Annotated in this window: 11 protein-coding genes; 10 read left to right on the forward strand and 1 reads right to left on the reverse strand. The window is 62.9% G+C overall.

Annotated elements, in window-relative coordinates; translation table 11 throughout:
• Window positions 1–88: 88 nt before the first annotated feature.
• Entirely contained in the window at window positions 89–1348 is a 1260-nt protein-coding gene (locus tag QZX93_RS05450; protein ID WP_295391587.1) for a DNA primase small subunit domain-containing protein, read from the reverse strand.
• A gap of 412 nt (window positions 1349–1760) precedes the next feature.
• On the opposite strand from QZX93_RS05450, the gene QZX93_RS05455 reads away from it, so the two are divergent.
• The 10 genes from QZX93_RS05455 (at window position 1761) to brxL (ending at window position 18211) form a co-directional block, all read left to right on the forward strand.
• Window positions 1761–2543, forward strand: a complete 783-nt coding sequence (locus tag QZX93_RS05455; protein ID WP_295391588.1) for a hypothetical protein — start codon at window positions 1761–1763, stop codon at window positions 2541–2543.
• A complete protein-coding gene (locus QZX93_RS05460; protein WP_295391590.1) occupies window positions 2533–3096 on the forward strand; it encodes a BREX protein BrxB domain-containing protein in 564 nt (187 codons plus the stop codon). The genes QZX93_RS05455 and QZX93_RS05460 overlap by 11 nt, the downstream gene beginning before the upstream one ends.
• Window positions 3097–3131: 35 nt before the next feature.
• Window positions 3132–6593, forward strand: coding sequence for a BREX system P-loop protein BrxC (gene brxC / locus QZX93_RS05465; RefSeq protein ID WP_295391592.1), 3462 nt, complete (start codon window positions 3132–3134; stop codon window positions 6591–6593).
• A 51-nt stretch (window positions 6594–6644) separates the two neighbouring features.
• On the forward strand, window positions 6645–6911 hold the full coding sequence (vapB, locus tag QZX93_RS05470; protein WP_295391594.1) for a type II toxin-antitoxin system VapB family antitoxin: 267 nt from the start codon (window positions 6645–6647) through the stop codon (window positions 6909–6911).
• 8 nt (window positions 6912–6919) lie between these two features.
• Complete coding sequence (locus QZX93_RS05475) at window positions 6920–7327, forward strand: type II toxin-antitoxin system VapC family toxin (protein WP_295391596.1); 408 nt, start codon at window positions 6920–6922, stop codon at window positions 7325–7327.
• Window positions 7324–11718 (forward strand): DNA methyltransferase, encoded by a 4395-nt coding sequence (locus QZX93_RS05480; protein WP_295391597.1) that lies wholly within the window; start codon window positions 7324–7326, stop codon window positions 11716–11718. Before QZX93_RS05475 ends, QZX93_RS05480 begins: the two co-directional genes overlap by 4 nt.
• The gene (locus QZX93_RS05485) at window positions 11715–12971 is read left to right on the forward strand and encodes an AAA family ATPase (RefSeq protein ID WP_295391599.1); all 1257 of its coding nucleotides are present in this window, start codon (window positions 11715–11717) and stop codon (window positions 12969–12971) included. The genes QZX93_RS05480 and QZX93_RS05485 overlap by 4 nt, the downstream gene beginning before the upstream one ends.
• Window positions 12968–13687, forward strand: coding sequence for a hypothetical protein (locus QZX93_RS05490; RefSeq protein WP_295391601.1), 720 nt, complete (start codon window positions 12968–12970; stop codon window positions 13685–13687). Before QZX93_RS05485 ends, QZX93_RS05490 begins: the two co-directional genes overlap by 4 nt.
• Entirely contained in the window at window positions 13684–16026 is a 2343-nt protein-coding gene (pglZ, locus tag QZX93_RS05495; protein WP_295391602.1) for a BREX-1 system phosphatase PglZ type B, read from the forward strand. Before QZX93_RS05490 ends, pglZ begins: the two co-directional genes overlap by 4 nt.
• Before the next feature lie 139 nt (window positions 16027–16165).
• Window positions 16166–18211: a protease Lon-related BREX system protein BrxL gene (brxL, locus tag QZX93_RS05500; RefSeq protein ID WP_295391604.1), complete on the forward strand. Its 2046-nt coding sequence runs from the start codon at window positions 16166–16168 to the stop codon at window positions 18209–18211.
• The last annotated feature ends 777 nt before the right edge of the window (window positions 18212–18988 follow it).

Genomic DNA, 18988 nt, shown 5'->3' on the forward strand with positions numbered 1-18988 from the left:
CAAACTCGTTCATGGTAGCGACCGGTGTCCAAAGATCCGACGCCCATGATCGCAGGAAGACCTCGGTTTTTCAACTGAGTGGCCGCCGCTATACATAGATCGCCGGAGCTAACATGAGTAACTTCTTAGTGAACCGTTCCCCAGCGAACGCCACGTCAATTGCCTCACCCCCGAATCGCTCATCGTGTAGATCGCAATGTATATTGTTATCCTGTAGCAGGGCTTGCGCGGCGTCCAGACAACCGCGTGGCAGTGCGATGTGGTTCGGATAGCTCTCAGCGCAACCAATCACGCGCGGCTTATCCCACACGGCGAAGCGCATCGCCTGCGCTTTGTAAAGCTCGGGATTCTGAAAGGCAGCAAGACGAATCAATCGGTTGGCCAGCGGTTGCGGCAGCTGCGTTTTTTCAAAGTCCAGAAACGCCCACTGGTCAGGATGGGGGCGGAAATCTTCATCGACGAACACACTCCAGCCGTTCTCTCGCGGTTGTTTCTGCAGGGGCAACGCGATCAGGTTGCCTAAGCCACCCTTGGGCATCGTGTCCTGGTTGGGGAACAATCGGTCGTCAGAGGTCAGCGTGAGTTGCCGGGTACGGGCGCAGGTGTGACTGATGATGGCGGTGCCCAGTCGCGGTGCATCCCGGGCGGAGACGGTACCGGCAAAGAACACCCATGCGTGTGCATCCTTGCCGGAGCGTGAGATTTCCAGCGCGACCGGCACACCCAATTCGTGACCAGACTGGACAAAGAATAGAGCATCTTGTCGCCATTCGGCCTCATCGAAATCGACGGCGAGGAAATGACAGGTGCCATTGGTCAGCAGCGGATAGACGCCCACCGTGTACTTGCCTGCCAGATGGTCGTAGATGACGGCGTCGGACAGCGGAATCAGTAGACGGTTGCCGCAATCGGAGCACTTGATGCGTCGTTTGTCGCAGATGCCGGCGCGCCACTCATTCGCACAGGCGGGGACGTAACCGGCCTTTCCGGTTGACGGGCTTTCCCAGCGGACTGGATAGACATCGGTGCGCCCCCGGAACAGGCGTCGAAAGAGCGCTATTTTGTCGTCGGCGCTGAATCTCGAAGGCGTGCGCCACTCGTCCTCCCGGGTCAGTGCGTTGCCACGTTCGGTGATCATGCGCGAGCGATTTTTGATAAAATGGATCACGGTGATGGTCACTGTTTGCCAGAGCATGGAATCGACGATAGCGGTAGACACGTCGCTGTCGGCTCCGGTCGATTGAGCAGGACGCTGGACCACCGGGATCGACTCGAAGCCATAGCGCAGCGATGGAAAAACCGGTCGATATCTGAAGGCTGCAGAACCGTTCGCGATCGTCGACCTCAATCGCGAATCCTTTCTTCAGGCCCCGGGCACGGGTACCGTTCGAGGCAAACACGGTTTTCGGGCGAGGTGTTGGGTCAGATTTTAGTTCAAAATCCCTGGTACAGGCGGTTTCCGAAGGTGTTGAGCGGCCAGCCCTCGGTGCCTAGACTGCACCCATCCGTGACAGGGAGCAGCGGAGTGGCTGATTCAGTTGTAGCCCTACTGTTTCCCCGTGTGCTACAACGGGCCCCGACCATCGTAACCACAACAACCGAGCCCATGAAATCACTCGCCCGGGCATCCAAGACCCGCGATAGCGTCTGCGACACTGCGCGGCGCGACGTAGTCCTCGACCTCTCTAACTCAAGGTGGTGAAAGATTTTTAGGACCACAAGCTTGAAAGCATGAAGCCGCTGTGACAGACCGACGACAAGTGCTCCTGACGCGACTCGGCTTTCGTTTCGGCATCAACGGACCGCATGCCGCACGCACGATGATGTTGGACGACCTGCGCCATCTACTGGCGCGCACACCAGCGTCGTCGTCGCGGCAGGACTATGGCTGCGCGATCGTCACCGACAATCTTCTGGGCAAATCCACGAGGAAGGCGCGCGAGTTGTCCCTGAGGCATCTCACCACACTCTACGGCCTCGACGCTGCCAACCCCCTGTTTCGGGCGCTTCGGCGTCTTTGGCCTTTGGATGCAGCGGCCCAGCCTCTGCTTGCCTTGACGGTCGCCCTGGCCCGAGACCCGCTACTGCGGACTTCCGAGGGTTTCGTTCTGTCCAGACCCGTCGGATCATTGGTGTCCCCGCAGGACGTGGAAACATTCGTGGCCGAAGCCTTCCCCGACCGCTTCAGCAGCGCCTCGTTGAAGTCATTTTCCCGCAACTTGGCAGGCACATGGACTGCCGCGGGCTTCCTGAATGGACACCGGCGCAAGACCAGGTCGCTACCCGACGTGCGCCCTGAGGTGGTCACACTGAGTCTTTTCCTTGGTCATCTGGAGGGCCGCTCAGGTCAGCGGCTGTTCTCCTCGCAATGGATGGCATTGCTCGGTGGCACACCCGCTGAGCTGGCAGCGCTGACCAACGCAGCAGCACACCGCGGGCTGCTTGTATTCATGAACGCCGGGGGAGTCCAGGAAGTCAGGTTCCCCGACTATCTGACCCCCGAGGAAGAACACATCAGACAGGAGGCCGCGCATGTCGTCTAGGGTTCAGAAACTCACCGCAGCCTACCGCGCGCACCTCACTGTGCCATGGCAGATGGGGCTGGCCGCGATCCAGCGCGTCGTCTTCGCGGTCTACGACAAGACCGACGAGCTGCGCCTGCGGGCCAACGTGGATGAGTTTGCGCTTGCCACGCAGCAAGCCGGCAAACAGTGGCTCCTCATCGACCTGACGAACGCCTTTCCCGAATGGATGATGGGGCAGAAATACCGCGATGCCTATTTCGAGAGCCCAGAGGACTTGGCCGGGTATCCGAGCGGCGAGCTGACCGGATTCGTTGCCGACCTTGTCGCCAGGCTCAAGACCAGAATCGAGGCACAGAGCGGCCCCGACACCGTGGTCGCACTGCTAGGTGTCGGCACACTGTTCGGTCTCGCGCGTGTTTCGAGCGTCGTCGAGGGCATCAAGGAGTCGGTCACCGGGCGGCTGTTGGTCTTCTTCCCGGGTGAACACCACCCTGAACACCACAGCTACCGCCTGCTCGACGCGCGGGACGGCTGGAACTACCTCGCCGTGCCATTGTTCGCCAAGGACTGATCGGACGTCACATACCACGAGAAACCGGGACGTACATGCTAAATCGCGACATCTACAGCACGCCACCAAAGGAAAATCGTCTAGCCAATAACGGTGTGGCAGAGGTATCGGAGGACTACTCCGAGGCTGCTGCCGCCGTCCTGCGTTACGAGCTCGAAACCTTTGTCTGCGACGGGCAGTACGAGAAAGGTCTGGAGACCATCCTCGACAAGTTCCTGCTCAACCTGGACTCGAAGACCGAGCAGCCCGGTGTCTGGATCAGCGGTTTCTATGGCAGTGGCAAGTCTCACCTGGCGAAGATGCTGCGTACCCTTTGGACGGACTACAGCTTCGCCGACGGCGCGGCGGCGCGCAGCATCGCCAAGCTCCCGACTGGGGTGTTCGAGCACCTCAAAGAGGTCTCGACGCAAGGCCGGCGCCATGGCGGTCTGCACGCGGCGGCCGGCAAGCTGGGGGCGGGCGCCGGCGACCGGGTGCGTCTGGCGTTGCTCGGAATCGTTTTTAAGTCCAAGGGGTTGCCGGAGCAATACAACCAGGCCCAGCTCGTGCTGTGGCTCAAGCGCGAAGGACTGCTGGAGGCGGTCGAGGCCGAGCTCAAACAGGTAGGATGCACGCTCGGTCAGGAACTGATGGACATGTACGTGTCGGGCGACCTGGCCAAGGCGCTGCTCAAGGCCCGTCCTGATCTGGCCCACACCGAGCAGGAGGCTCGCAGTCTGGTGAAGGCGCAGTTCCCGCAGGTCACCGACATCAGCAGCGAGCAGATGGTCACCGCGATCGAGTCGGCACTGGCGAGTGACGGCAAGTTCCCGCTCACCCTGGTCGTGCTCGATGAGGTGCAGCAATACATCGGCTCCGATGCCGAGCGTGCCTTCCAGGTGCAGGAGCTGACCGAAACCCTGTGCAAGCACTTCAAGGGCAAGCTGTTGTTTGTCGGCACGGGGCAATCCGCCCTGTCGGGCATGCCCAACCTACAGCGGCTGATGGGGCGCTTCCCGGTACCGATCATGCTCGGTGACTGGGATGTGGAGAACGTCACGCGCCAGATCATCCTCGCCAAGAAGCCGACCGCGCAGCCGCAGATCGAACAGGTCTGGCGCGCCAACCTGGGCGAGATCTCCCGCCATCTGCACGGCACCAAGCTTGAGCACGTCACGGCGGACGAAAATTGGATGACCTGTGACTACCCGCTGCTGCCGGTGCGTCGGCGCTTCTGGGAGCGCGTGTTGCGCACCATCGACACCACCGGCACGGTGTCGCAACTGCGCAGCCAGCTGCGCGTGGTGCATGAGGCCGTACTGGCCACCGCCGACGCCCCGCTGGGTCACGTCGTCGCGGGCGACTTCCTGTACGACCAGATCGCCGCCAACCTGGTCTCGACCGCCCAGTTGCCGAAAGAGGTGTTCGACAACGTCCAGCGCTTTGCCGCGGGCGATGCCGATGCGTCGCTGAAAGCAAGACTGCTCAAGCTTGTGTACCTGATCAATAAGCTGCCCGCCGATGCCGCCGTGGACATCGGCCTCAAGGCCACCGAAGAGGTTCTGGCCGACCTGCTGGTGACGGATCTCACCGCCGGCTCCAACGAGCTGCGCAAGCAACTGCCCTCGCTGCTCAACGAGTTGCAGAACAAGGACCGCCTGATCATGGCCTTGGCTGGCGGTAGTGGCACCGAGTACCGCCTGCAGACCCGCGAGTCCAGCGCCTGGTATGACGAATTCCGTGCCCAGGAGGCCGAACTCAAGGCCGCTCCGCAGCGCGTGGAGCAGAAGCGTTCTGACCTGCTGAAAGGGCGCTTCGGCGAGGTGCTGAAGAAGGTCCGGGTCGTCCAGGGTAAGGACAACGTCGAGCGCAGGCTGCACCCGACCTACGACGAGACCCTGCCCAAGGACAACGACCGTGCCCTGTACCTGTGGATTCAGGATGGCTGGCAGTCCGACGAGAAATCAGTCATCGCCGAGGCGAAGTCCAAGAGCACCGACAACCCGACGCTGTTTGTCTTCCTGCCGGCACAGAACAAGACGGAGCTCGCCAACGCCATCGTCGCGTTGGAGGCGGCGCGGACCACCTTGCAGAAGAAGGGCACCCCCACCACCGGAGAGGGTGAGGATGCGCGGCGCTCGATGGAGAGCCGCAGCCGCACGGCCGAGAAGGACCTGGTCGACCTGCTGGACAGACTCTTTACCGATGTGCGCGTGTTCCAGGCGGGCGGCCAGGAGGCCACGGACGGAAACGACCTGGCGGAGCGCATTAGCCGTGCGGGGAAGGCCTCCGCCATTCGGCTGTTCGGCCAGTTCGATGCGGCGGACCACGACCAGTGGAGTAAGGTGCTCGATGAGGCCCGCAAGGGCAACCGCGAAGCGCTCAAGGCCGTGAGCCATACCCAGGAGGCCGACAAGCACCCCGTCTGCCAGCGGTTGCTCGCCTATATTGGCCCCGGTAAGAAAGGCGCCGAGGTCCGCGACCACTTCGATGGCGCGCCCTACGGGTGGCCGCGCGACGCCATTGACGGTGCCCTGTATGCGCTGCTGGCCGCCGGCCACCTCAAGGCCACAGACGCGACCGGCAAGCCGGCCGACGCCAAGGGGCTGGATCGCGCCAAACTCACCCAGGCCAGCTTCCAGCGCGAGTCGATCAACATCTCGCCGCCACAGTTGATCAAGATTCGGCAGTTGTTCAGCGCCGTCGGCGTACCCTGCCAGCCCAAGGAGGAGCAAGCCAAGGTGCCCGTGCTGCTGGTCAGACTGCGCGAGCAGGCCGGCAAGTCCGGGGGAGTGGCGCCAGCGCCGGGGACGCCCAAACTCGACACCGTCGAGGCCGTGGAGGGGCAGTCCGGTAACGCCCTGCTGCTGGAGCTTTACAACCGCTGCGACGAGTTCGCAGGTCTGTCGAAGCAGTGGGTTAAGACCGCCGACGACATCGCCAAGCGCCTGCCGACCTGGCACAAGCTGGGTGACCTGCTGCGCCACGCCAAGACGCTGGGGCCTTACGCCGGGCTAAAGGCCGAGGCCGACGCCATCGAGGCGCAGCGCAGTCTGCTGGCTGAGCCAGACCCGGTGCGTCCGTTGCTCGACCGGGTGGTCGACCTGCTGCGCCAGGCACTCAATGCCAAGCTGGACGCCTACCGGTCAGCCTTCCAGGAACTCCAGGCACAACTGGCCGCGGATGCCGACTGGAACCGGTTCAGCGACGCGCAGCGCTCCGACCTGATCACCAAGCATCACCTCACACCGCTGGCCGCGGTCGCGCTGGGCACGCCGGAGCAGCTTCAGGACGCGCTGGACGACTGCGATCTCGACCACTGGGTCGCCAAGACCCAGGCCTTGCCGAGCCGCTTCGATGCCGTCCGCCATGCAGCGGTGCAGTTGCTCAAGCCGAACGTGGTGCATGTGACCATCCCGCGGCGCACCTTGAACGACGAGGCCGAGTTGCAGGACTGGCTGGCAGAGGTGGAAGCCTTGCTGAGCGAGAAGCTCAAAACTGGCCCCGTGGCTTTGTAATCCTTCCTGGTATATCCTGTATATACTTCGTCGGTTCGTTCGGAGACTTTCATGGTGACCCGGATCTTCAAGAGCGGCAACTCGCTTGCCGTACGCATTCCCAAAGAGCTGGCCTTTGCCGAGTCCGTGCAGGAGGTCGAGATCGAACGCATTGGCAACACCTTGGTGGTGCGGCCTGTCGTGCAGGAAACGATCGGCGATCTTACGGCAATTCTGGCGGCGTTTCCGCGGGACTTCATGGCCGAGGGCCGCGAATTCCATGAGCAGAAGGAGCGTGACTGGTCGGCCTTTTCCGGCAAGCAGCCCGACGCCGAGTAGACCCACACATGCGCTACCTGCTTGACACCAACATCTGCATCCACCTGATTGATCGGCATCCGCCGCAGGTCCTGGCGCGCCTGTCGCCCTTGCCTCTGGGTGATGCTGTGATGTCGGTCATCAGCTATGCCGAGCTTTGGCATGGCGTCGAGCGCTATGCCGACGAGGATCGGGACAGCGCTGCCCGCGCCTTGAGGCGGCTGGTTGCGCGTGTCCCTGTTCTCGATTACCCCGCCTTGGCGGCAGAGCACTACGGTGTATTGGCTGCCGCCGTCAAGGATCGTCGGCGTGATGTGATGGACCGTCTGATTGCCGCCCATGCCCTCAGCCTCGGCCTGACACTGGTTACCAACAATGAAGCGGATTTCGTCGGCTATCCGGGCCTGACCGTGGAAAATTGGGTGAGCGAGCCATGAGCAGTCCCCTCCCCAAACCACTGCGCACCCAACTGGAAAGCACCGTCAAGTCCGCCCGCGACCTGGCCGAACAGGCCGCCCGCGCCGCCTTGGCGCAGCTCGCCGTCGGCGAGGCCAAGGCGCCCGACTACCTGACCGCCGACCTCAAGGCGCTGCGCCGCCGCCTGCGTGCCCATGGCCGCGCGCTCGGCGACGTCAAGCAGCAGGACGACACCCAGGAGGTCCGGCGCCTGGTCTGGGAGGCGGCCTACGAGCACTGGCACCGGATGTTGTTCGCCCGCTTCCTCGCCGAGAACGGCCTGCTGCTCTGGGAGCCCGGCGCACCGGTGTCGCTGGACGACTGCCGGGACATGGTGGACCACCACCCCGAGCTGGCCCTGGGTGCCAAAAGCCAATGGGAACTGGCCGGCCGGCTCGCCGCGCGCATGTTGCCCCAGGTGTTCAAGCCGCACAGCCCGGCGTTCGAGTTGACCTTCGCGCCGGAGCATCAGCGCGCGTTGGAGCGGCTGCTGGCCGACCTGACTGCTGAGGTCTTCCAGGCCAGCGACAGCCTGGGCTGGGTCTATCAGTTCTGGCAGGCCAAGCGCAAAGACGAAGTCAACGCCTCCGAGGTGAAGATCGGCGCGGACGAGTTGCCCGCCGTCACCCAGCTCTTCACTGAGTCCTACATGGTGGACTTCCTGCTCCACAACTCGCTGGGGGCCTGGTGGGCTGCCCGTCGCCTGAGCCCGGATGACCTGTGCGACGCCGAGACCGAGGACGCGTTGCGCCGCAAGGTAGCGATCCCCGGCGTACCCCTGGAATACCTCCGCTTCGTCCGCGCCCCCGCTTGCGATTGCGATTACGTAGTCAGGGCTTCCAGCCCTGACGATTCCCACGCGGCGGGAACCGACTCGTCAGGCCAGGATGGCCTGACTACGATAAGGATGGACGAACAGACCCTCGCCATCGGCCACGGCGAGCACCTGCCCCACTGGACCTGCAACGGCGCCGTCTACCATATCGTCTGCCGCCTCGCCGACGCTATTCCCCAATCCAAGCTTGACCAGTGGGCCGCGCCCCTGTCCCGCGAAGAACCCGGCCAGCAGACCGACCAGGCTCAGCAAGAAGCCCGTTACCGCAGGTTCAAAGAGATCGACACCTGGCTCGATTCCGGCTACGGCGCCTCCCATCTGCGCCAACCCGCAATCGCCGAGATCGTCGCCAACGCGCTTAAGTATTTCGATGGCGACCGCTATCGGCTGCACGCCTGGTGCGTCATGCCAAACCACGTCCACGTTATAGTCGAACCCTTGGGCGACAACCCCCTGTCGAAGATCATCCACAGTTGGAAGTCTTTTACCGCGAATGCGATCAACCGCCGCCTCGGGCTCAGCGGTGCCCTCTGGCAGGCCGATGCCTACAACCACATCATCCGCACGCATAAGGAATACGAATACCAGGTTCGCTACGTCTGGCACAATCCGGACAAGGCCAATATCCCCAACTGGCCATGGCGCTGGACCGCCGATTGCGTAGTCAGGGCTTCCAGCCCTGACGATCCCCCAGCAGCGGGAACCCAATCGTCAGGCCAGGATGGCCTGACTACGCAGGGCGCCTGCGCCTATGTAGTCAGGGCTTCCAGCCCTGACGACCCCCAAGCGGCGAGAACGGAATTGTCAGGCCAGGATGGCCTGACGACGCAGAACACCGCGAGCGCCTGCGCCTACGCCGGCGTAGTCAGGGCTTCCAGCCCTGACAATCCGCAAGCAGCGGGAACCGAATCGTCAGGCCAGGATGGCCTGACTACGCAGCAGCCCCGGTGCTGGACCCCCGCCGCCGGCGCCTTCGAAGGCTGGCCCGACACCCTGAAGGCATTCAAGCTGTTGGACCCCTGCTGCGGCTCGGGTCATTTCCTGGTCGCCGCCTTCCTGCTGCTGGTGCCCATGCGCATGGCGGCCGAGGGCTTGAACGCGCGCGACGCGGTGGACGCGGTGCTGGCCGACAACCTGCACGGCCTGGAACTCGACGCCCGCTGTGTCGAGATCGCGGTCTTTGCCTTGGCGTTGGCGGCCTGGCGCTTCCCGGACGAGCACGGCGACCCGCTGGGCGTGCGGGCCGACATGCCGGCGCCCAACATCGCCTGCTGCGGACTGAAGGTGGCGGCCAGCGCCAAGGACTGGGAGGCGCTGGTCCCCGATTCGCAACCCAACGCCGCACTGCTGCGCCAGGAGCTGCGCCTGCTGCACGCCGGCTTTGCGCAGGCTCCGCTGCTGGGTAGCCTGCTGGACCCGGCTCGCAGCCTGAAGGACGACCTGTTCAAGTCCAGTTTCGACGATCTGAAGGGCCTGCTGGAGCTTGCCTTGGCGGCCGAGACGCCGACCACGCGGTGGGGGACGGGGCAGGAGTTGAACGACGACGCCTGGGACTTGGCTTTGACTGCGCGCGGTCTGCTGGATGCGGCTCGGCTGCTGGATGCGCGGTATCACTTGGTCATTACCAACGTGCCTTACCTGGCACGGGGCAAGCAGCACGAAGCACTGAAGGCCTACTGCGATACCCACTACCCAGAGTCCAAGACAGACTTGGCCACTGTGTTCCTGGAGCGTGGCATTGAGCTATGTGTTGCCAATGGAAGCCTAGCAGTTGTCAGTCCCCAAAACTGGTGGTTCCTCGGCGGCTACCAAAAATTCAGAGTAACTTTGTTAGAACTGGTGAGCATTGAGTTGCTTGTGGCGCTCGGCGAAGAAGCTTGGCAGCACTTCGGGGATAGGGGGCCGCTTGCCACACTGACATTGATTTCAAAGCGTAAGCCATCTTCCGCGCAAATGGCATCAGGAATTGATACCCTGCTAAGAAAGTCAATTGAAGAAAAGGCCGAATTGCTCAGAAGCCAAGGTCCACCCCAGCGCTTACTTCAAGCTGGTCTGCGCGCCAATCCAGATAGCCGCATCGCATTCGTAGAGATTACGGCGGAACTGCTCAGCAAACACGCCGACTCCTTCAAAGGAATGTCTACCGGGGACCTGAATAGATTTATTCATGAATTCTGGGAGGTCCCTGGTAAGGATGCCGATTGGGTGAACTTCCAAGGAACGCCAGAAGAATCCTGCCTCCACGGGGGGCGCTCGCAAATCTTGCGCTGGGAAGGTGGCACCGGAGACATGGTGCAGCAACCATCGTGCTATGTGAAGGGTGGCAGGGCTTGGGGTCGAAAGGGAGTCTTTCTGTCTCAGATGCGTAGTCTTGCTGCAACCTTGTATGAAGGCCAGCACTTTGACGAGAACGGAGCTGCGATCGTTCCGGACTCTCCAGAGAACATTGCCGCCATCTTCACGTTTCTGAGCAGCCCTGAGTATCGGGTGGCAGTAAAAGCGATTGATGCCGCAGTCAAGGTTACGAATAAGACACTCATAAAGGTCCCCTTTGACCTTGACCGCTGGAAGTCTGCCGCGCAGAAGATATATCCCCACGGCCTACCCAAACCCTATTCCGACGACCCCACCCAGTGGCTCTTCCACGGCCACCCCCAGCCCGCCACCGACCCGCTGCAAGTCGCCGCCGCCCGCCTTCTGGGCTACCGCTGGCCGGCCGAGACCGACGCCGAAATGGAACTCTCCGACGAGGCCCGCGCCTGGATCACCCGCTGCGAAGCCCTGGCCGGTCATGTGGATGACGACGGCATCGTCTGCCTGTCCTGCGTGCGCGGTGAGCCGCCCGCCCACGACCGCCTGCTGGCCCTGCTCATCGCCGCCTGGGAGACCGTCGAGCCCGGCAGTTGGAGGCCCAGCATCCTGGCCAAGCTGCTGGCGGACAGCGATTGCGCCGGCAAGGACCTGGAGGTCTGGCTGCGCGACAAGTTCTTCGCGCAACACGCCAGGCGCTTCCAGCACCGTCCCTTCATTTGGCATGTCTGGGACGGACTCAAGGACGGCTTCGGCGCCCTGGTGAACTACCACCGTCTCAATGCCCGGAACCTGGAGCGCCTTATCCACACCTACCTGGGCGACTGGATTCGCCAGCAGGAGGCCGGCGTGCGCGACGCCGTGGACGGTGCCCAAACCCGCCTGGCCGCTGCCCAAGACCTGAAGCGCCGCCTCGAACTCATCCTGGAAGGCGAGTTTGATGGCAAGGTTGGCTACGACATCTTCGTGCGCTGGAAGCCGCTCAGTGAGCAGCCCAGCGGCTGGAACCCGGATCTCAACGACGGTGTGCGCATGAACATCCGCCCCTTCATGACCGCCGGGGTCCTGCGCCACAACAAGAAGCCCAAACTCAATATCGGTTGGGACAAGGACCGCGGCAAGGATGTCGCGAGCGCCCCCTGGTACGCAGTATTCAAGGGCGAGCGCATCAATGACCATCATCTGACGCTGGCCGAGAAAGCCGCCACCCGCGGAGCATCATCATGAAAGTCCTGTCCCTGCACCTGATCAATTTCCGTGGTATCGCGGAGCTCAGGGTCGACTTCACTGAGCAAACCACCGCCTTCGTGGGCATCAATGGGGTGGGCAAGTCCGCCGTACTGGACGCCTTGGCCATCGCCTTGTCCCAACTCATCTGGCGGATCAATGGCAGTCCTCAAAAGGCGCGGCAGATCGCCCTGGACGATATTCGGCACGGCGCCGATTTCGCGCGGATCTCGATGACGGTTCATTTGCCTGGGGGAGAGGTGCAGTGGGCGATCGCGAAGAATCGCAAGGGGGGGCAATATGCCGATCCGCTTCGCAAGAGTGATCTGGATGCCTTGAATGAGGCAGCAAGAAAAGTGGTGGACCTTTGGGATCATGTCGAATCCGACAACCTACCGCTGGCGGTGTATTACGACGTGAACCGTACCGTGCTTGAAATCCCTATGCGCGTCAGGGAACAGCTACGGATTAACCCCTATGAAGTCTACCAGGATGCATTGGATCACGGTGGTGCAGACTTCAAGCGATTCTTCATCTGGTTCCGGAATTTCGAGGACGCTGAAAACGAACGGCGTACGGAAGACCCCGAGCATCGTGAGCCCGGACTACAGGCAGCCCGCACTGCAATTACTGCATTCACCGGGTTTGAAAACCTGCGAGTTCGCCGAAAACCGCTTTTGCGCATGACCGTCACCAAGGGAGGCGACGAGTTCAACGTGCTGCAACTCTCGGATGGTGAGCGCAACATGCTGGCGCTGGTGGGTGACTTGGCCCGGCGCCTGAGCGTACTCAACCCGAGTCTGGCGAATCCTAATAAGGGCGGGGGCGTGGTGCTCATTGACGAAATCGATCTGCACTTGCACCCACGCTGGCAACGCGAGGTAGTCGGAAAGCTGGAGCGTACGTTCCCGCACTGCCAATTCATCATCTCCACGCATTCCCCGCAGGTCGTGGGCGAACTCAAGGCCACTTCGGTCATGCTGCTGAAGGACGGCGCTTTGTTGGGTCATGCCGAGCGGGCCTTGGGTTTGAGCAGTGGCGAAGTACTGGAGGAACTGATGGAGGGGCGCGCCCGCAACGCGTCCGTTGAAACCGCACTCGACGATCTGCGAGGCCTCATCGACGAGGACCGCCTTGACGAGGCCCACGTAAAACTGGAGCGACTGAGGTCCCAGGTCGGTGATATCCCGGAGGTGCTGGAGGCCCAGAGTGCCATTCAGAGCCTGGAGTTGGCAGAGGGCAATGAGGCATGAGGTCGATCGCCAAGGGTCCAGTGCCGGGAGCGCTTATCCAGTGGAAGGCCGATAACGCGGCAACGCCACAGAACCTCAATTATGAGGGTGGGGGCTTTCCGCGCGAAGCGGTGCGCCAGGCGCTGCTTGCCGAGCAGTTCCACCTGTGCGCCTACACGATGAGGCGACTGCGCACGGCAGCCGAATGTACGGCAACGGGCGCAGACACCGCGGCGTCGTGCCATGTCGAGCATCTGTTGCCGCAGGCGCGCGGCATTGCAGCTGAAAGCATCGACTACCAGAACATGCTGGCGTGCTTTCCACCCAGTCAGTCCAAGGCGGCTTGCGAATACGGGGCGCATGCGAAGAAGAACTATGACCCCGCAAACCAGCCCTTCGTCTCGCCGCTACGCCCCAACGCCGAGCAGCATTTCACATTCGATGACGGAGCAGTCGTTGCTACTTCTTCGGCAGGGGAGGCAACGGTCAAGGTGTTGAACCTGAATCACAAGATACTGGTCGATGACCGCCGGGCAACGATACGCGGTTGGCTGTACCCCAAGCAGGGCAAGCCTGTTTCCGCTGCAATGGCTCGCCGAATCGCACAGGCAGTCACCAGCCCGGATGCGCATGGCTACTTGCCCGCCTACTGCGCGGCGGTGGCCGCGGCAGCGATGGCGCACGCCGAACGGGCTGAGCGCAGGGCCGCGCGGCTCAAGGGCAAGGGGGCACCATGAGCACGCTCAAGCAAGCGCTGCTGCACAGCCTCGCAGCCAGCGCCAAGGTCAACAGTTCCGTTCTGGCCAGGCCGGCCGCGATTCTTTGGACAGATGCGGAGTCGGTTTGGCGGCCGGTGTTCCCGGCGCTGCGCCAGGACCTGCCCGGTCTGCTGCAACTGGGCACGTTCAACCCTGAGCAGGCACAGGGGCCGGCCATCTGGCTCAAGTGCGCGGTTGGTGGGCAACTGCCGGAGCTGGTGCCCGATGGCCACCTTTGCGTCATCTATCTGCCGGGAATCAGCCGTGCGGACCTGCGCGCCATCGAAAGCTGCCCGCGCGACCTCCAGCCGCTGGCAGAATTGCAGTATCGCGGTGTGTTCTGGAGTCAGCTCAATGGTAAGGACTGGACGATCAATGCCTTCCTGACCTCCAGGAACGGCGGCCTGGGTCTGGACGTGGCGCAGGACAAGGCCACGCAGGAGGCGCTCGGCCAGGCCCTGGCCGCTGGCGTCCTGTTGGACCGGTCGGTGCAAGAGCTGAAGGGGCGCCAGATCAACGCCGAGTGGTTGCACAGCCTGCTGGCACCGAATCCCACGCGGGATCTCCTGGTATGGATGGACGATCCCGATGCGGCACAGGCGCTGTGGGGAAGCACCCGCTGGGACGTGTTCCTCAAGCGGTGCAAGGCGGACTTCGGCTTCCATCCGGTGAGCGACGGCCCTTTGGCAGCCGCCGAGCGGCTGGCCCGGGGGGACGGCAAGTGGTCGGCCGTCGCGGAGCTCTACCGCGATTCGTTCGCGAGCTTCTCCAAGGTCTACGCGCTACTTCTGAAGGTTGCGCCGCCGCCGCAGCAGGATTTGTTCGACGCCGCATCAAAGCTGGCAGGCTATCCCCAGGTGAACGAGCAGAAGGAGGAGGCCCTGCGCTACGCGCTGGCGGCCTGCGGTGCCATGACCGCTGACCAGGCGCGCGCGGCCATTCTGGCGGCCGAGCAGGGCCACGGGCTGCGCCGCGACTGGTTGTGGACGCGCATGGGCCTGTCGCCGCTCGGGGTGGCCCTGGGGCACCTGGCCGAGGTGGCGTCGCGCAGCGCGCAACTGCCGGCCGGTTCGGTGCCCGATCAGTTGGCCCAGAGCTACCAGGACAGCGGGTGGCAGGTGGATGCCGCGGCGCTCCGGGTGCTGGGGGCCGTCCAGACCAAGACGGATCTCGATGCGGTCTCTGCGGCACTGCGCGCCGTCTATCTGCCCTGGATCGAGGAGTCTGCCAGGCGGCTGCAGACTGCCCTGATGGCGTCCGGCGGGCTCAGCGCTGCCGGCAAGGCGCCGGACTGTACGAACGTCCCGGCGGCTGGGGTCTGCACGGTCTTTGTGGACGGTCTGCGTTACGACGTGGCGGTCGCGCTCAAGGAGCGCCTGGCCGTCACCGGCAAGGTGGAGTTGGCGGCGTGCTGGACCAGCCTGCCGTCGGTGACGGCGTCCGGTAAGGCCTGGTGCTCTCCGGTTGCGCACCTGGTGTCCGGGGACCCGACCGACCAGGGGTTCGAGCCGCGGGTCGCCGCCGACGGCAAGCCACTCTCCGGACACCACTTCCGCAAGCTGCTGGCCGACAGCGGCATCCAACCCCTGGACACGCACGAGACCGGCGACCCGTCGGGCCGGGCCTGGACCGAGGCCGGCGATCTCGATCACTATGGCCATGCCCATGGGGTGCGGCTTGCCCGCGACCTCGACGCCCAACTGGCCCAGGTGCTGGAGCGCATCTGCGAGCTCCAGCAGGCGGGGTGGAAGCACCTGCGCATCGTGACCGATCACGGCTGGCTCCTGATGCCTGGCGGTCTGCCCAAGTCCGAGCTGGCCACGCACGAGACCGAGACGAAATGGGGGCGCTGCGCCGTCCTCAAGGACAACGCACACGGCACGCCGCTCACCTTTGGCTGGAGCTGGTGCGACGCGGTGCAGGTGGCGTACGCGCCTGGCGTATCCTGTTTCATCGCTGGGATCGACTATGCCCATGGGGGCTTGAGCCTTCAGGAGTGCCTGGTGCCCGTGCTGTCGCTGGAGGTCGAGCGTGCCGCGGCGGCTGATGTGAAAGTCGACATTCGCGCCGTGACCTGGAAGGGACTGCGCTGTCTGGTAGAGGTGGAGACCATGGCCGAAGGGCTCACGGTTGACATCCGAACCAAGGCGGCGCTGGCATCCACGTCGCTGGTGGCTAGCCGGAAAGGCTTGGACGGTGGCAAGGCCAATCTGGCGGTTGCCGACGACGATCAGGAGGGCTCGGCGGCCGTGGTGGTCGTGCTGAGCCCTGGTGGTGAGGTCGTGCAGAAGGTGGCGACCACGGTCGGCGGGTCGTAGACGCGGCGCCTCGATCGTCATCCCGGCCAGCTTGCGTAGTCAGGGCTTCCAGCCCTGAGGATGTCAGGCCAAGATGGCCTGACTACGCGCGCGGTGAGCTCGGCTGGCCGCAACGACGAACGAGAAGGGGACATCCGCAATGCAACTCGACGACCTGGACAGGAAAGCGGCGACCGCCTTCGAGGGCTATGTCGTGCGCAAAGACCTGGTCCGCACCTTCAGCCGGCAGTTCCCGGTCCCTACCTATGTCGTGGAGTTCCTGCTCGGTCGCTATTGCGCGACCATCGACGAGGCGGAGATTCAAGAGGGGTTGGACATCGTCCAGCGGCAACTCGGCTCCCGCACGGTGAAGGCGGGGGAGGAAGAACTGTTCAAGGCGCGTGCACGCGAGTCGGGGTCGGTCAAAATCATCGACATCGTCACGGCACGTCTGGACGCGAAGACCGACTCCTATGTCGCGACCTTGCCCAGCCTGCGGCTGACGGATGTCCGGCTGACGCCGGAAATGGTCACGGACAACGAACGGATGCTGACGGGCGGCTTCTACGCCGAGATTACGCTAAGTTATGACGCCTCGATCGCGCAGGAAAAGGGCGGGCGGCCCTTTGGCGTCGACGCTCTTCGCGCCATCCAGTTGTCCAAGCGCGAGGTTTTGGACCTGCTGGCTAAGGGACGACAGGGCTTTTCCACATCAGAATGGCGCGACCTGTTACTGCGCAGCGTCGGTTTCGAGCCGGGCACCCTGTCCGAGCGGGCCAAAGATGCCCTGCTGCTGCGCATGGTGCCGTTCGTGGAGCGCAACTACAACATGGTCGAGCTCGGCCCGCGCGGCACCGGCAAGTCGCACCTGTTCCAGCAGGTATCACCCTATGCCCACCTGATTTCGGGCGGCAAGGCGACAGTGGCCCGCATGTTCGTCAACAACTCCACCGGCCAACGCGGCCTGGTGTGTCAGTACGACGTGGTCTGCTTCGACGAGGTGTCGGGCGTCTCCTTCGACCAGAAGGACGGGGTCAACATCATGAAGGGCTACATGGAGAGTGGCGAGTTCTCGCGCGGCAAGGAGAGCATCCGCGCTGACGGTTCGGTGGTCATGGTGGGTAACTTCGAGGTGGACGTGGAGCACCAGCAACGCATCGGCCACCTGTTCGGTCCGCTGCCGCCCGAGATGCGCAACGACACCGCCTTCATGGACCGCATCCACTGTTTCTTGCCGGGCTGGGACCTGCCCAAGCTGAACCCGGGCCTCTTTACCGAGCACTTCGGTCTGGTGAGCGATTTCCTGTCGGAGTGTTTCACCCAACTGCGCAACCGCAGTCGCGTGTCGGTGCTGCAGGGGCGCGTGTTCTGGGGCGGTGCCCTGTCCGGCCGCGACATCAATGGCGTCAACAAGACGGTCAGCGGCCTGCTCAAGTTGCTGCAACCGGATGCCGGCACGCCGGTCAGCGATGAGGACCTGGAGTGGGCGGTGCGCCTCGCCCTGGAGGTGCGCCGCCGCGTCAAAGAACAGCAGAAGCGCATTGGCGCCGCCGAGTTCCGCAACACACACTTCAGCTACACGATGGGCGCCGAGGGTGTCGAGAAGTTCGTGTCGACGCCGGAGCTGCAAAGCCCGGGTGGGATCGGCGATGAGCCCCTGGAGTGCGGTCAGATCTGGACCCTGAGCCCCGGCGGGCAGGACGAGCATCCGGGCATCTTCCGGCTGGAGGTGACCGAAGGGCCGGGCAGCGGGGTGCGGGTGTTGAACAACCCGGTGCCGCCGGCGTTCAAGGAGTCGATCCGGTGTGCCGAGCAGAACCTTTACGCCCGCTCGCAACAGCTGGTCGGCGACCGGGACCCGCGCGCCCATGAGTTCTCGGTGCAACTGCGTGGCTTCGACGCCGCGAAGACCGGCGCCAAGACCGCCGTGGCGGCCTTGATCGCGCTGTCGAGCGCACTGCTGAAGAAGTCGGTCCGCGGCGGACTGGTGGTCGTCGGCGAGGTGACGCTCGGCGGCTCCATCGAGCCGATTGACAATGCGGTGACGCTGGCCGAGTTGGCGGTCGAGAAAGGCGCCAAGTCGCTGCTCCTGCCGGTCGCGTGCCGCCGGCAGCTGTTCGACCTGTCGGACGAGATGGCCACGAAGCTCGACATCGAGTTTTATCAGGACGGGCGGGACGCGCTGCTCAAGGCGTTGGTGGACTGAAGGCCAGTTGGTTGCGAAGAGGGAACTGTCCGTTGCAATGGCGTTAGGTAATAGCCTTGGGCCATTGCTGCCGCTATGCAGTTAGTTCGTTATCAAATGTTTTCAGAAAAATTGATTCTCAACGATTTCTGGCCAATTTCTTTGTTCGTGAGATTTGGTAAGCTCGAACGTCTGGTGAGAGCGGGTTAGTGTTTGGAAGGCGGAGATGGGTTAGTGAAACCACAACAGCGACTTTTGCTTGATCCATTATCTTTAGAGTGCAACAAATACCACCCTCATCACCCATATACATCACGTCGGTAATTTCTATACCAGTATGGGGTGAAATGTTTATCGAACTGGTGCGCAGGGTACGTATAAGCACGTCCGTCGCCATTACGGGAATGGGCAAATGCGCTTTCAATTTCTGCATTAACGTTGTCACTTGCTTAGGATTATCAATCATATTGCTTGATGTAGAGATCTACGTGCATAAAGTGGTTTAGGAAGAGGTCTGTCTAAGCTCGCTGAATCTGTTCTTAAAACAGATGTCCGTGTTGCGGGCTCTAGACAGAATCTGCCAAGTGCTTAAATAGTAAGGGCTGGCTTCCATTCTCACACGATCGGTTACCTGAGCTGCTTTTCGTGTGCAGCATCAGAAAGATTAGGCCACGAACACAGCGTTGTCAATCTAGCGGAAAGGTTTTTCCGGCATTCACCGCGCACAAAGACCGCTGAAAACGCTCCAGGTCGTATTAGAAGGACCAAGGGATACTGGTGGCTCAACGCCCACAGCGG

This window comes from uncultured Thiodictyon sp. (assembly GCF_903946935.1).
Lineage (GTDB): Bacteria > Pseudomonadota > Gammaproteobacteria > Chromatiales > Chromatiaceae > Thiodictyon.

Excerpts from the sequence above, each read along its gene's own strand:
- pglZ (WP_295391602.1), top strand. The coding sequence starts at position 13,684 with ATGAGCACGCTCAAGCAAGCGCTGCTGCACAGCCTCGCAGCCAGCGCC.
- brxL (WP_295391604.1), top strand. The coding sequence starts at position 16,166 with ATGCAACTCGACGACCTGGACAGGAAAGCGGCGACCGCCTTCGAGGGC.
- QZX93_RS05480 (WP_295391597.1), top strand. The coding sequence starts at position 7,324 with ATGAGCAGTCCCCTCCCCAAACCACTGCGCACCCAACTGGAAAGCACC.
- brxC (WP_295391592.1), top strand. The coding sequence starts at position 3,132 with ATGCTAAATCGCGACATCTACAGCACGCCACCAAAGGAAAATCGTCTA.
- vapB (WP_295391594.1), top strand. The coding sequence starts at position 6,645 with ATGGTGACCCGGATCTTCAAGAGCGGCAACTCGCTTGCCGTACGCATT.
- QZX93_RS05475 (WP_295391596.1), top strand. The coding sequence starts at position 6,920 with ATGCGCTACCTGCTTGACACCAACATCTGCATCCACCTGATTGATCGG.
- QZX93_RS05460 (WP_295391590.1), top strand. The coding sequence starts at position 2,533 with ATGTCGTCTAGGGTTCAGAAACTCACCGCAGCCTACCGCGCGCACCTC.
- QZX93_RS05490 (WP_295391601.1), top strand. The coding sequence starts at position 12,968 with ATGAGGTCGATCGCCAAGGGTCCAGTGCCGGGAGCGCTTATCCAGTGG.
- QZX93_RS05485 (WP_295391599.1), top strand. The coding sequence starts at position 11,715 with ATGAAAGTCCTGTCCCTGCACCTGATCAATTTCCGTGGTATCGCGGAG.